This is a genomic window from Sphingobium terrigena (genome assembly GCF_003591655.1).
GTDB classification, from domain to species: Bacteria; Pseudomonadota; Alphaproteobacteria; order Sphingomonadales; family Sphingomonadaceae; genus Sphingobium; species Sphingobium terrigena.
On the sequence record NZ_QVRA01000001.1, the window covers coordinates 291,181 to 304,094 of the forward strand.

Annotated in this window: 14 protein-coding genes; 8 read left to right on the forward strand and 6 right to left on the reverse strand. The window is 61.2% G+C overall.

What is annotated here, in order from left to right; genetic code table 11:
- Positions 1-292: 292 nt before the first annotated feature.
- Together D0Z70_RS01395 and D0Z70_RS01400 are read left to right on the forward strand one after the other, a co-directional pair.
- Positions 293-859, forward strand: a complete 567-nt coding sequence (locus D0Z70_RS01395) for a polysaccharide deacetylase family protein (protein ID WP_052027594.1) — start codon at positions 293-295, stop codon at positions 857-859.
- Complete coding sequence (locus D0Z70_RS01400) at positions 856-2,055, forward strand: carboxylate--amine ligase (protein ID WP_088181955.1); 1,200 nt, start codon at positions 856-858, stop codon at positions 2,053-2,055. The genes D0Z70_RS01395 and D0Z70_RS01400 overlap by 4 nt, the downstream gene beginning before the upstream one ends.
- Before the next feature lie 394 nt (positions 2,056-2,449).
- On the opposite strand, the gene istB is transcribed toward D0Z70_RS01400, so the two are convergent.
- Both istB and istA read right to left on the reverse strand, forming a co-directional pair.
- Entirely contained in the window at positions 2,450-3,259 is an 810-nt protein-coding gene (gene istB, locus D0Z70_RS01405; protein ID WP_020818758.1) for an IS21-like element helper ATPase IstB, read from the reverse strand.
- Complete coding sequence (gene istA, locus D0Z70_RS01410) at positions 3,259-4,764, reverse strand: IS21 family transposase (protein WP_020818759.1); 1,506 nt, start codon at positions 4,762-4,764, stop codon at positions 3,259-3,261. The genes istB and istA overlap by 1 nt, the downstream gene beginning before the upstream one ends.
- A 463-nt stretch (positions 4,765-5,227) precedes the next feature.
- Between istA and D0Z70_RS24780 the strand changes: the two genes are divergently transcribed.
- The 3 genes from D0Z70_RS24780 (at position 5,228) to D0Z70_RS25810 (ending at position 6,365) form a co-directional block, all read left to right on the forward strand.
- Positions 5,228-5,503, forward strand: coding sequence for a hypothetical protein (locus tag D0Z70_RS24780; RefSeq protein ID WP_182913804.1), 276 nt, complete (start codon positions 5,228-5,230; stop codon positions 5,501-5,503).
- Positions 5,504-5,620: 117 nt separating this feature from the next.
- Positions 5,621-6,121, forward strand: a complete 501-nt coding sequence (locus tag D0Z70_RS01415; RefSeq protein ID WP_119743618.1) for a DUF4172 domain-containing protein — start codon at positions 5,621-5,623, stop codon at positions 6,119-6,121.
- Between the two features lie 85 nt (positions 6,122-6,206).
- Positions 6,207-6,365 (forward strand): integrase core domain-containing protein, encoded by a 159-nt coding sequence (locus D0Z70_RS25810; protein ID WP_220475610.1) that lies wholly within the window; start codon positions 6,207-6,209, stop codon positions 6,363-6,365.
- Between the two features lie 124 nt (positions 6,366-6,489).
- On the opposite strand, the gene D0Z70_RS01420 is transcribed toward D0Z70_RS25810, so the two are convergent.
- Entirely contained in the window at positions 6,490-7,599 is a 1,110-nt protein-coding gene (locus D0Z70_RS01420) for an alcohol dehydrogenase catalytic domain-containing protein (RefSeq protein WP_119743619.1), read from the reverse strand.
- A 133-nt stretch (positions 7,600-7,732) separates the two neighbouring features.
- Here D0Z70_RS01420 and D0Z70_RS01425 point away from each other — a divergent pair, with 133 nt between their 5' ends.
- From D0Z70_RS01425 to D0Z70_RS01435, 3 genes are all read left to right on the forward strand, one after another.
- A complete protein-coding gene (locus D0Z70_RS01425; RefSeq protein ID WP_119743620.1) occupies positions 7,733-8,086 on the forward strand; it encodes a DoxX family protein in 354 nt (117 codons plus the stop codon).
- An 87-nt stretch (positions 8,087-8,173) separates the two neighbouring features.
- Entirely contained in the window at positions 8,174-9,361 is a 1,188-nt protein-coding gene (locus D0Z70_RS01430) for a cytochrome P450 (protein ID WP_119743742.1), read from the forward strand.
- Positions 9,361-10,392: an amidohydrolase family protein gene (locus D0Z70_RS01435; RefSeq protein WP_119743621.1), complete on the forward strand. Its 1,032-nt coding sequence runs from the start codon at positions 9,361-9,363 to the stop codon at positions 10,390-10,392. Before D0Z70_RS01430 ends, D0Z70_RS01435 begins: the two co-directional genes overlap by 1 nt.
- On the opposite strand, the gene D0Z70_RS01440 is transcribed toward D0Z70_RS01435, so the two are convergent.
- The 3 genes from D0Z70_RS01440 to purU all read right to left on the reverse strand — a co-directional run bounded on the left by D0Z70_RS01440 (position 10,368) and on the right by purU (position 12,904).
- Positions 10,368-10,970, reverse strand: a complete 603-nt coding sequence (locus D0Z70_RS01440) for a TetR/AcrR family transcriptional regulator (RefSeq protein ID WP_119743622.1) — start codon at positions 10,968-10,970, stop codon at positions 10,368-10,370. The two genes, D0Z70_RS01435 and D0Z70_RS01440, sit on opposite strands and share 25 nt — an antisense overlap.
- Positions 10,971-11,058: 88 nt before the next feature.
- On the reverse strand, positions 11,059-11,970 hold the full coding sequence (locus D0Z70_RS01445) for an ABC transporter substrate-binding protein (protein ID WP_119743623.1): 912 nt from the start codon (positions 11,968-11,970) through the stop codon (positions 11,059-11,061).
- Between the two features lie 82 nt (positions 11,971-12,052).
- Complete coding sequence (gene purU / locus D0Z70_RS01450) at positions 12,053-12,904, reverse strand: formyltetrahydrofolate deformylase (RefSeq protein ID WP_119743624.1); 852 nt, start codon at positions 12,902-12,904, stop codon at positions 12,053-12,055.
- Positions 12,905-12,914 lie beyond the last annotated feature (10 nt).

Sequence of the window (12,914 nt, forward strand, 5' to 3'; positions counted from 1 at the left end):
AAGGCCCCCTGTCCGCGATTTAGTGAAATATCTGTCCGGGATTTTCCGAAACACGCAGATCAAGCGACAGACCCTCGAGCATCGGCGCTTGCAGCACCGTAAGCTCGCCGCCTAAACATCAACCCCTGACGAGGCCCGCACTCCGCTAATTTACGCCGCGAGTTGCACCAAATGTTCTGACGACGGACAGACCGGCTATCGAATTTGTCGATGCACACCCGAACGTGATTCAACATCAGTGCGCCTTGGTATTGGCTAACAATTGGTAAGGCTATGATGCTATGCCCGGCGGATGACGCGCGCGCCCACTACGATCGACACGGCATTGCCCGCCAGCCGGCTGGCAACGGAAATCACGGCGGACAAGAATTTGCGGCTGTCCGTCACCGGCGAGCATGGAGTCGGCTGGCTGATGAAAAGGATGGAAGCGCGCGGGATCACGAGCATGTTCTTCGATCCCATGCCCGGCGTCGTCCGTGGCCCCGATCGTGTGACGCGGATGCTCGAGCCGATCATGGCGCGTGGGCATGGGGTACAGGTGCATTTCCACACCGAACGGCTGGAATGGTTTTCCGACTCGCCCGTAGACGGATGCCTAGGACGGCATATAGGCGATTTCGCGCTAGAGGGTCTGACGTTGCTGACCGGAAGGGCGCAGAATGCGCTGATCGAGGCGGAGGCGGCCGCAGGCCTGCGGTTCGCGGCCAGTCAAGGGCAGCATAGCTTCGTCGTGGCGACCCATAGTTTCGAGATGCTGTCGCATGACCGGCTCGCGCCCAGCCGGGTCCGCACGGACCCACGCATGGTTCAGCTGGCGTGGGCGGCAATCCGCTATGAAAATGCGCTGCAGTTCGCATGACCTTGCCCGTTGCCATCGTTCTGGGCGTGGACAGCGCCATCGGGCTTACGGTCGTGCGCGAGCTTGGCCGCCTTGGCGTGCCGGTTGTCGCCATCGGCAGGAGCGTAAAGGCGATCGGGCGCTATTCGCGACACACCGCGCGCTTCGTCGTGCGGCCTAGGGCGCGCGATCTGGCCGACTGGTTGCCCAAGGTGATTCGAGAAACGGGCGCGGCGGTGCTGCTGGCGATCAGCGAGGGCGATCTGATCGCGCTCGCTGATCTGCCGGAGGTTATCGAAGGCTGCCGCATCCTGACCCCGCGCGCCGACCGGCTGGCGGTGGTGCTCGATAAGACGCGCACGCTGGAAGCGGCTGCAGCTGTGGGGATCGCCGGCCCGCCAAGCTGGCAGCCGCTGACGGGTGAGGATTTCGCCGCGAAGGCCGCGACTCTGCCCTATCCTGCCATCCTGAAATGGAGCGATCCGCCCGCGATGTGGGCCGCGCTCGATGCGGCGGGCCTGCCGTTCGAGAAGATTGCCTACGCGACCGACGCCACCGACCTGCTGGCGAAGCTGGTACCCTATGATGCGCTGGCGGTGTGGCCGCTAGTGCAGGGCTGGTGCGGCGGTTACGGCTTCGGGCAGATGCTGATGATGGCGGGCGGGGAGGCTCGGCTGCGCTTCCAGCATCGCCGACTGCGCGAATTTCCCGCGAGCGGCGGCGTGTCCACCCTGTGCGCAACCGTTCCCCTGTCGGACCATCGCGCACAGATGGCGAAGTCCGAGGCACTGCTGCGTTATATCGGTTGGGAAGGGCCAGCGATGGTGGAATATCGCCATGATCCTGCGACGGGTACTTACTGGCTAATGGAGATCAACGGTCGCTTTTGGGGCAGTTTGCCGCTGGCCAGCCAGGCGGGGGCGCAATTCGCCTGGGAACAGTATCGCGCGGCGGTGCCCGAAGCTGGCGATGCCGCGCCGCCTCTCTATAGCAATCGCCGCGCCCGCTACGCGATCCCGGATGCCAAGCGGCTCGTACAGATATTGCGCGCACCCGCTGCCGTGTCCGTGCCGGGGCAGAGGCCACCGAGCCGTCTGCGGGAGAGCATCGCCTTTGCGGTGGAGTATCTCCATCCGCGCACCGGCTATTATGTGTGGGACTGGCGCGACCCGATGCCGCTGGTCGGTGACATCATTAGGATTTTGCGGGGACAGTAAGCATGAATCTTCCCCTGCAAGTGGAGAATTTATGCTTGAACAGTCCTCTCGATCAGCCCGCCGCCCAGCATGGGCCGTGTCCACGGGGTTCTCTAATCGCCACCGTCAACAGCTGATCCTTAGCGTTTCAGCGGGTGTAGCGCGACGATTACGGAGTCCGGTCGGCGTCAATTTTGATGGCCGATAGGTGGCCGCGCCGGTTGGTGAATTCTGGCTACCATTTGCTGTTGCGAGGAGCAACCGTCGAGCGACAATTACGACGCTGGGTAATTGTCGCTGGCGCTGGCCGGAAGCGAGGGTTTGAAGCGCATGGGATGGTTGGCATGTAATTGCCGCTGGCGACAATTACCCGTTGCCTCAGCAAGGGTGCTCCCGAGCGCGAAGCCAGCGACAATTATGATGGCCGGTCCGGGGCGCCATTGGGCGGGTCGTAATCGCCGGCGTTGATGCGGGCGACGGCGGAACGCTTGCGGTAGCTTTCGCCGTTCATCTCGATGATGGTCGAGTGGTGCACGAGGCGGTCGATCGCGGCGACAGCCATGGCGGGATCAGGGAAGACGTTGTCCCATGCCGAAAATGGCTGGTTGGCGGTAATGGCGAGCGAGTGGCGTTCGTAGCGGTGGGCGATGAGCTCGAACAAGGCGCTGGTTTCGACCTGGTCCTTGCGGACGTAGGACAGATCGTCGAGCACGATGAGATCGAACTTGTCGAGCTTGTCGAGCATGGCGGGCAAGCTGAGGTCGCGGCGCGCGGACTGGAGCTTCTGGACCATGTCGGTGGTGGAGCAGAACAGGACGCGCCGCCCCGTGTCGATGAGGGCATGGCCAATGGCGGCAACTGCGTGCGTCTTGCCGGTCCCGCTCTGGCCGAACAGCAGCAGGTTGCCGCCGTTCTCGATCCAGTCGTCACCGGCGGCGAGGGACAAGAGGTGCGGTTTGCGGATGCCGGGGGCGGCGTCGAAATCGAAGGTGGCGAAGGTCTTGCCTGCGGGCAAGCCGGACTGGTCGCGATGGCGCTGGATGCGCCGGGAGGAGCGATCAGCCATCTCGATCTCGAGAAGCGAGGCCAGCAGGTTGGCGGCCGGCCAGCCATCGCGATCGGCGGTGTCGGTGAGGTGCTTCCAGTTGCGGTTGATGCTCGGCAGGCGCAAGGCCTTCAGCAGGGTAGGCAGTACGGCGGCGGCCTGATCCTTGGTGCGGGTCATCAGTGCACCTCCCCGCTGGCGATCAGGCTGTTGTAGCTGTGCAGATCGGGTGGCGGGATAGCGACATCGCGCTGCGATCTTGCGGTTGGCAGGAACTCGTCCCTGAGCGCATCGACATCGGGCAAGCGCCCGCTGTCGAGAGCCTCATCGATCCGCCGGGCCAGCACGTCGACACAGTCGCCCCTGGCGGCGATATCGAGCAGCGCGACGGCATCGCGGCAGGCCTGCCGTCCATCGAGTTGGGCATCGAAGGCTTGCCAGGCCCGCCGGTAGGCGTGATCGGGGAAGAGGGCTTCGCGGTAGACGAGGTTGCGCAGTGCACCGGGCTTGCGGCGCAGGTTACCGATCATGTGCCGGAAATCGATGCTATGCCCCCGGTGGGGATGACTGATCCGCACACGCGGCGTGGACATTACCCTGTCCGGACCGAGGAAGAGCTCGATGCGATCGTCAAAGAGATGCGCGTTGAGGCGCCGTCCGACGAGGCGGGAAGGCACCGAATAGGTAACCCGATCGATGGCGACGGTGCCGTTGCGGGTGACATCGACGGTGACCATGGCGAAATCGGTGGTTCGCCTTGCGGGCAGCGCCTTGAGTACCCTGCGTTCTGCATCGATGCGCGCAGCATGTCGCCGGTTCTGTCTGGCGACCTGCGCCTCAACGAACTCGCGCCAGGCCTCGATGCTGACGAAATCGCGGCTGCCCCGCCGGCGTAAGGCCTGATCGAGCCGTCGCTTGAGATGGGCATGGGGACCTTCGATCGATCCGTTCTCGTGCGCCTCGCCGCGGTTGTTGCGGGTAGCAAGCATGCCGTAATGACGACACAGCTCGTCATAGCTTCGGGTGAAATCCCGCTGCGCATCGGCGTTGAGGTTTTTGTAGGCGGCTGACAGGGAATCGCTGCGGTGTTCGGCCGGCGCACCGCCCAGCTTCCACAACGCATCCTGCAGGTGCTCCGAAAGGGCGGCAAAGCTCTCCCCGCCCAGCACGACAGCCGCATGCTCCCAGCCACTCGCCGCCAAGCGGAAGTGGTAGAGGCGATAGGCCAGGGTCTCGCCGGCAACAGTGACCTTGAGACTGTCGCATACCGTGAAATCCGACAGGCCCTGCCGACCGGGCTCATGATGCTGCGGGAAGAAGATCTCCTTCTCGCCGCCGTGCAGTGCCCGCCAGCGGGCGATCCGGCGTTCCAGTGTTCGTCGTATCGCATCGGGAACAGCATCCTCGCCGAACTCGTCCTGGAGCGTCTCGAAGACCGTGACGGCAATGATACCGTCGATCTGGAGCAACTCCTCTATACGTGGCCAGAATGGCTCGAGCGGATCGGCGCGGGTGCGCCAGTGGCGCTCCTTCTTCTTCTGGGACGGAAGCTGCGGATCGTTCTCGATCCGGCGTGCGCTGCGTTCGCTGATACCGGCCTTGGCAGCCGCGACGGCCTGGGTGTGTTGGCGACGATGGGTCATGAAGAGAAATACCTGCTGATCGGAAATGTGGTGGCCCGGCATCGCAAACCCATCGCTCGTTGTTCGATGAGTGTTCCGATACCACCGCCCGCCACAGCCCCGATCTGCCCCCCGAAAGAAGGGGAAAAAGATCGCCACCGGTTGTCTGGTCCGCTCTCCGGTCGGGGCTGCGCCCCTCCCTACGATCAGACCAGACAACCGATCCTACCGGCCATCATAGTCGCCGCTCAACCGGCCATCGTAGTTGTCGCCGCGCAGGACGGATCGTATCTGTCTGGGCATTGGATTGGCCGAAATATGGCTACATATTTCGGCCAACTGAGGGGGATCATCGCACCCGCTGAACCTGATAACCTAAAAATCGTGCAGCAGAAAAACCTAATGGCTGCGCATGACAAGGTGAACGTGGCGACCACTCCCAAAGGAGCTTCGTCGACGCACTCTTTGCGCTTCGCGCGGTCCGGAGAGCAAGGCGCGGTGTGGGTGATATCGACAGAGCAATGCCGTGCGTGATGATCATGCGGCCGGTTGGTTCGACGAGCGCTGGAGCGCTTCGACGGTTGCGAGGACGTCATCGCGGTCTGACAGATTGCAAAGCTTATTTGTCAGATTCATGATGCATTTTTCTGACAAAATTTGCGCCGGACAGGATGAAGATAGCAGGATTCTGGAGAGGGGAAACCTCAAGGACCCTCTTGAAACCCTAGTGACGCCCTTTGAGACCGAACGCATGGATTGCTCGGCTTATGTATCGCCCAACGACGCAAAACGGGATGCATGACCCACTTGCCCGAGCGAACTGCAGCGCGACTGACGCGCTCAAAACTGAGCGATAAAAAGAGCTTTTATAAATCAAATTTGGTAATATCATGATCGATAGAAAGGTAGTCTATCGATCATGCGTTGGAACTGGCAGCAACCCGACTGGCCCAACTTCACTTATGACGCGCAGCGTCTGAAGAGTCGCGAGGACCGGTTCCTGAGAGGCGCAGGCGTCCTCATCGGTGTCTTGTCCCATCTCGACACCGGGGATCGTCAGGATTTGTCCATCGAACTCTTGGCTCAGGAAGCTGTCGACAGCTCAGCGATCGAGGGTGAGATTCTCGATCGGGCGAGCGTGCAGTCATCGGTTGCAAAGCATCTCGGAATCAAAACGGACAATCGGCGCGCCAATGCCGCAGAAGCGGGAGCGGCCGAGCTTATGGCGAACCTGTTTCGCGGCTATCGCGAACCACTTAGCGACGCCCTACTGTTCAACTGGCATTCCCTGCTCATGAACGGCAGGCGAGATATTGCAAACATAGGCCAATATCGAAGTCATGCCGATCCGATGCAGATCGTCTCAGGCGCACTACATGCGCCCAAGGTACATTTCGAAGCTCCCGCGAATCATGCCTGATTCCAGGCGAGCAACGCTCATGCGGCCAACGGAATCGCGCTCGCGATCACTTGTGGGTAATTGAAAGCCTCAGGCCCCGCTTACGTTGAGCCATGCCCTCTCGGTACTGAGCCGCTGGCGCCTTGACTACAACCATTCACGACCGCGTAGCGGGACAGGCGGGCTGACGCCCACCGATGCTGCTGGACGGGTTTTGCAACCTCGCCCGCAAGGGCACGATGACAATCTTGGACTCCAGTTATGACCGGAGGAGAAATGGGGAGCACGTTAAAGTTGGCAGACAATTCATTTAATCGTTGCCGATCCCTGTGCAGACCAGCCGGCCACCTCCTAATACCCAAATTCACCTGCGACGCTCCGCTACAAATTCACAGCGTCACCAGATAATTGGTGAAGCCGCCGTCGCCCGACGCTGCGCCGTTGATTGCTTCATTGATCGCCGCCAGCGGCCACATTCTGGGTTCAAAGACGGACAGATCGACAACCTTATTGGCAAACAGGCTAGCCATTTCCAAACCATCGGCGGCCGTGAACCAGACCGATCCGATCAATTCCATCTGCTCGTCCATCCACCATTTGACATCGACCGGCAGATCGCCCGCTGCGCCTCCGATATTGACGATCCTGCCGCCGCGCCGGACCCCCTGCATGGCATCCTTCATCGATTCCAAAGGTGCCTTGGCCCCCATCGTGTCGAGCATCAGGTCTACGCCGACCCCGTTGGTCAGGCTCTTGACCCATTGCGCGGTTGAACCATTGCGGTTCGAAAATGTTTCGATCCGGTCGGGGGCCAACTGCTTCAGCCGGGCGAGCAGATCGTCACCGCGTGCGACCGCGTAAATCTTGCCGATTCCCAAAGCGAGCGCGAACAATGTCGCGCCGACACCCAGCGTCCCCGTCGCCCCGTTGATGATGATCGACTTGCCGGTCAGCGAGCCGCATTTTTTGAGCGCCGCATAGGACGTCCCCAGATAGCCAAAGCGCGTCGCCTGACCCAGTGTAACAGTGTCGGGCAACCGCACCAGCGCATCCTGCGGCGCCCGCATATATTCGCAAAAGCCGCCTTCGGGATAGAGACGAAACATCTCCAGACTATTGGGATTGTAACCGAAATAGCCGCCGAGCGTCCAATATTGGCAATGTTGCGGTGTCCCCGACAGGCAGGCATGACAGGTGCGGCAAAAACGGCCGGGATTCACATAGACCCGGTCGCCCGGCTGGTATCCGACCACCCGATCGCCGACCTGATGGACGACCCCTACCGGATCAAGGCCGAAAATGGCGGGCAGCGGCGGCAGGGGCATTTGCGGATACCATGTCTGCCAGTTCGCCAGCACATTGGCGAGATTGGGCACCATGCCGCATCCCTGCACCTGGATGACGACGTCGGTTCCGGTGGCGACTGGTTTTTCGACATTATCGATCGTCATCGGCTGCCCCACCTTATGGAGCCGCGCGGCTTTCATGCTTTCTGCCATATTCTGATCTCCTCATCCCCCACGTCACAGAAAACCGCGATTTCGCAGCGCGATATGCGACTTGACGTTCCGACTGATATTCGGATACCTATTAGTATGTCAATGATAATGGCGGTGTTCAGGGGAGAAGCGCATGACGAATTTCGATGATCCGCAGACGATCCTGCGCATATTGTGCGGCATCTGGTTCCTGCCGCATCTGATCGGCAAACTGCGCCATGCGAATCTGGCGTATCTCACATTCGAGAAAGTGGGCTTCAAACCGGGCAAGCTGTTCCTCTACCTGACGGCGGCTGCCGAAGGCCTGGCCATGTCTGGGTTGGTGTCCGGTTTCATGCCCCATCTGTCCGCCGCGCTGGCCGTTTTCGTCCTGGCGGGCGCTGGATTTGCTGTGGTCAGGATCAATGGTTGGAACTGGCGATGGCAGAAGCAGGGGCCGGAATACATCCTGTTCTGGGCAATATGCTGCGTAATTTCCATAATTTAGCAGGCGGGGCAACGATCGGCCCAAGCCGGTCTGCACACCCCGGACAACAACAAAACTGCCCCGGCGGCACAAATGGGAGTGATGGTGATGGCCAATGATGATCTGACCGGCGACAATCTGTTCAACGATCCCTATCCGGTTTACGCCCGGCTGCGGAAGGAAGCGCCGGTCGCCTTGTTCGAGGCGTCACACGAATATTTCGTGACCCGCTGGGCGGACTGCCAGACCGTGGGCGCCAATGACGCGGTGTTCGGCCCGTCGGATTCAGAGCTTCGCCCCGAAGCGCGGGTTTTCGGTATGCCCAATGTCCTGTCGATGTCCGGCCCGGAGCATCAGTCGCTGCGCGCAGGCATCGACTATGAAGTCCAGCAGGCAAGGGTGGACACTTATGTCGAGGATCTGGCCCGCCCCATCGCCAACCGCTATATCGACGCGATCCTGGCGCGGGGCGAGGCAGACCTGACGCAGGAACTGTTCGAACCGATCAGCGTGCGTCTGATCGGCGACCTGATCGGACTGGGGCATGTCCCCAACGACACGCTGCAAGGCTGGTTTCATGCGATCAATGGCGGCTTGCAGAATATCGTCGCGCAAGACCCGGCGATCTGGGCGCGATGCGATCAGGCCATTGCCGACATCGACGATGTGATGGGCAAGATGTACGAAGCCGCTTGCGCCACGCCGGACAAATCGCTCTTCTCGCACGTCATCCATGGCGGCCTGCCGGACGGCCAGCGTCGCGCTTTTGCCGACATCATGCCCACCATGCGCGTGATCATTCTGGGCGGGTTGCAGGAGCCGGGCCATGGCGCGGCCAATGCGACCTTCGGCATATTGGGCGATGCAAACCAGACCGCGATGATGCGATCCGATCCAGCCGGACGGGCGCTCAAAGCCTATGATGAAGGGCTGCGCTGGATCGCGCCGATCGGCGTCACCCCGCGCGTCGCCTATCGGGATTTCGAACTGGCCGGCACGAAGATCGCCGAAGGTTCATCCGTCGCCATCGTCCTTGCTTCCGCCAATCGCGATGAAAGCCGCTGGGACAATGCGGAAGCCTTCGACATGGATCGCAAACGCAAAAGCCACGCCGCGTTCGGCTATCGTCCGCATTTCTGCTCGGGCCATTATCTCAGCCGTGCTGCCGGCCGGATCGCGCTGGAGGAAACATTTAATCGCCTGCCCAATCTGCGTCTCGACCCCGAAAAGCCAACGTCGAGCAAGGGCTGGCGCTTCCGTGGCGTCACCAGCCTTCCGGCGCGGTGGGACGCCTGATGATCATCGACTGTCACGGCCACTATACCACCGATCCGCACAGCCATGGCGCGTTTCGCACGACGCAACTTGACAGGTTTCGACAGGGCCTTGGAACGCCCGCTTATGCCGCGATCAGCGATGATGAGATCATAGAGTCGATCGAGATCAACCAGTTGCAGGCGATCCGGGAGAGGGGAGCGGACATGACGCTCTTCTCCCCCCGCGCCGTCGGCATGGGCCATCATGAAGGTGACGCGGCGACCAGCGCAATCTGGACGCGCCATTGCAACGACTTGATCAAGCGCGTGGTCGATCTGTTTCCGCGCCATTTTGCCGGTGTGTGCCAATTGCCCCAATCGCCCGACATATCCATCGCTAACGCCATTGGCGAACTGGAACGGTGCGTGCTGGAACTGGGCTTTGTGGGCTGCAACCTCAATCCCGATCCATCGGGTGGCCATTGGAGCGGTCCGCCGCTGACCGATCGCGCCTGGTATCCCTTTTTCGAGAAAATGGTCGAGCTGGACGTTCCCGCCATGGTCCATGTGTCGGGCAGCTGTAATCCCAACTTCCATGCGACCGGCGCCCATTATCTCAACGCCGATACGACTGCGTTCATGCAATGTCTGGAAGGGGATCTGTTTCGCGACTTTCCCGACCTGCGGCTCATCATTCCCCATGGTGGCGGGGCTGTGCCCTATCATTGGGGCCGCTTTCGGGGCCTTGCCGATCGGCTGGGCAAGCCCGATCCGCGTCAGCATCTGCTGGGCAATATCTTCTTCGATACCTGCGTCTATCACCAGCCCGGCATCGACCTGCTGTTCCGGGTTATCCCGGTCGAAAACATCCTGTTCGCATCGGAAATGTTCGGCGCGGTGCGCAGCGCAGACCCGGATACCGGTCATCCCTATGACGACACCAAACGCTATATCGACGCGCTGGACCTCAGCGAGGCAGACCGGCATCTGGTGTTCGAGCGTAACAGCCGCCGCGTCTATCCCCGACTGGACGCGCTGCTCAAGTCTCAGCTAGCGGATGGTACGCCATAAGCCAGGTGAATGGAGGTCAGCGCCAGACGGACCAGATCACCAACGCTCGGTCCGTTACCCTGATTGAAGGCGGAGGCGGCGCCATAGGTCAGTTCCAGCACCATCGCGCCCAGCAGTTCGTGGTCAGCATCGGGCCAGCGCGGGGCCAGCGGCATCAGCAATGCGCCAACGCCGCGCCACTGTTCGCGAAACAGGTTGGCGTGCCGGGCGGTGAAGATCGAATCCCGTCTGGCCTGACGGAACAGTTCCAGCGGCAATATGCCCCAGGTCGGGTCGGACGCCTTGTCCGCCGCCCATTCTGTCACCCGGTCGATAATATCATTCGGGATAGACACATCGCCCAGCAATTGCGCGATTTCGACCACATCCTGCCCGGCATGACGTTCGAGCAGCTCCAGGAAAAATTCATCCTTGCTGGCAAAATTGGAATAGAAAGCGCCTTTGCTATAGCCCGCCGCATCGGCGATCTTGTCGATCGACGCGCCCTCATAGCCTTCACGCGCCACGACTTGCGGGGCGGCCGCCAGCAATCGCTCGCGTGTCAGCGCCTGGCTCTCTTCCCTGGTTAGTCGCGCCAAAGGCTGCTCCTGTCGCCATATCGCGTTGTCATCGCTGGCTGATATGACAGCTGAGCCGTGAAACCAAGCCCGCGTTCCCAGCCCGCGCTTATTCGGCCAGGGCAGCGAGGCTGTCAGGCTGAAAAACGCCCATTGCAGCCGCGCTCTTGTCCTGCGCCAGCAGACCGGCGCGGACCATCAGGTCGACCGTTGTCGCCAGCGCTGTGTGCGGCACCGCCATATGGCGCGGCCACATGCCCAGATCGCGCATGTAGATATAGCCACGGCGGGCGAGATCGCGGCTATCCTTGGTCGTGATTTCCTGAAAAATATCGATATTTTCCGCTTCATGCGCCGGATCATTGACGAAATCATAGGCCTGATCGAGCGCGCCCAGCAGCCGCGACAGGACAGGCCGGTGTGCGTCGATCCATGGCTGGCGCGCGATCAGGGCAGCGAACAGGATTTCGGGAATATAATCCGATACTTCGCCCAGCAGCCTATAGCCCTGATCCTGCGCCAGAAAATTCCAAGGGGCGGGCTGCGGTGCGGCGGCGATTTCGCCCTTTTGCAAGGCGTCCCACCGGGTGGTGTGGATGCCCGCCAGCGCAAATTCATAATCGCCCGGATAGGCCAGTCCATGCTCGGCGAGCATGATCTGGGTATAGATGGCGGTGCCCTCCGTCAGGGAGGATGTGCCGATTTTCTGGCCCCGCAGATCGGCGATGGTGCGGATTTCGGGCCGGGCCACCAGCGACATCGGCAGCCGGTTGGAATTGGAAGCGACGATCCGCAGCGGCCCGCCTGACACGAAGTTCGTAACCGCGCCTTCGGGCGGGGTGATGGCAAGGTGGGCCTCGCCCTGGGCCACGGCGGCCGTCGCCTTGTCCACGCTACCCAGACGTTCCAGTTCGACTTCGATGCCTGCGTCGGCGAACATCCCTTTTCGGATGGCGACAAAGACAGGGAGCCAGTTGAAACCCTGCGCTCCGCCTACGAGCTTGATCTTGTCAGCAGCCATGGCTCAAATCCTGTCGAAAATTCCAGATACCTATCGGTATTCAAATTAGAAGGCCGGGTCAAGATTACTTCGACGCCGCACTTCAGTCGAACACGACTGTCCGCTGGCCATTGAGCAGGACGCGATCCTCGATATGCGCCATGACCGCACTTGCCAGCACGCGGCGTTCCACGTCGCGCCCCTTGGCCACCAGCTCGTCGGGCGTTTCGCGATGGTCGCACCGTTCTACATCCTGATGGATGATCGGCCCTTCATCCAGATCGGCCGTGACATAATGGGCGGTCGCGCCGATCATCTTGACCCCGCGCTGGTGGGCCTGATGATAGGGTTTGGCCCCCTTGAAGCCGGGTAGAAAACTATGATGGATGTTGATGCAGCGCCCGGAAAGGAAGCCGGCCAGATCGTCCGAGAGGATCTGCATATAGCGCGCCAGCACCACAAGGTCGGCACCCGTTTCCTCGACCAGCGCCTTGATGCGTGCTTCCTGTTCGGAACGGGTGGCGGCAGTTATCGGGACGTGATGATAGGTTATGGTATCGGGCAGGGGAATGGACAGCGCCGATGCCGGATGATTGCCGATGATACCGACGACGTCCATCGCCAGTTCGCCGATGCGATGGCGATAGAGCAGGTCGCCAAGACAATGGTCGAATTTGCTGACCATCAGCAAAACCTTCATCGGCGTGTCGCCGCAGCGCAATTTCCAGTCCATGTCCAACTCGGTGCCGAGGGGAGCAAAGGCATTGCGCCACGCCGTGACGGACAGGGCCGCTGGCGCAAATTCTATGCGCATGAAAAAGCGGTCGGTCAGCGTGTCGTTGAACTGCTGGGCATCGATGATATTGCCACCATTGGCAGCGAGCAGTCCGGCGACACGGGCGACCAGACCGGGACGGTCGGGGCAGGACAGGCTGAGTATGCAGATAGCCGACATGATGGGCTCC

Bases quoted from the DNA above. Each gene is read 5' to 3' on its own strand.
- D0Z70_RS01395 (WP_052027594.1), top strand. From the start codon at position 293: ATGACGCGCGCGCCCACTACGATCGACACGGCATTGCCCGCCAGCCGG.
- D0Z70_RS01400 (WP_088181955.1), top strand. From the start codon at position 856: ATGACCTTGCCCGTTGCCATCGTTCTGGGCGTGGACAGCGCCATCGGG.
- istB (WP_020818758.1), bottom strand. From the start codon at position 3,259: ATGACCCGCACCAAGGATCAGGCCGCCGCCGTACTGCCTACCCTGCTG.
- istA (WP_020818759.1), bottom strand. From the start codon at position 4,764: ATGCCGGGCCACCACATTTCCGATCAGCAGGTATTTCTCTTCATGACC.
- D0Z70_RS01415 (WP_119743618.1), top strand. From the start codon at position 5,621: ATGCGTTGGAACTGGCAGCAACCCGACTGGCCCAACTTCACTTATGAC.
- D0Z70_RS01420 (WP_119743619.1), bottom strand. From the start codon at position 7,599: ATGGCAGAAAGCATGAAAGCCGCGCGGCTCCATAAGGTGGGGCAGCCG.
- D0Z70_RS01425 (WP_119743620.1), top strand. From the start codon at position 7,733: ATGACGAATTTCGATGATCCGCAGACGATCCTGCGCATATTGTGCGGC.
- D0Z70_RS01430 (WP_119743742.1), top strand. From the start codon at position 8,174: ATGGCCAATGATGATCTGACCGGCGACAATCTGTTCAACGATCCCTAT.
- D0Z70_RS01435 (WP_119743621.1), top strand. From the start codon at position 9,361: ATGATCATCGACTGTCACGGCCACTATACCACCGATCCGCACAGCCAT.
- D0Z70_RS01445 (WP_119743623.1), bottom strand. From the start codon at position 11,970: ATGGCTGCTGACAAGATCAAGCTCGTAGGCGGAGCGCAGGGTTTCAAC.
- purU (WP_119743624.1), bottom strand. From the start codon at position 12,904: ATGTCGGCTATCTGCATACTCAGCCTGTCCTGCCCCGACCGTCCCGGT.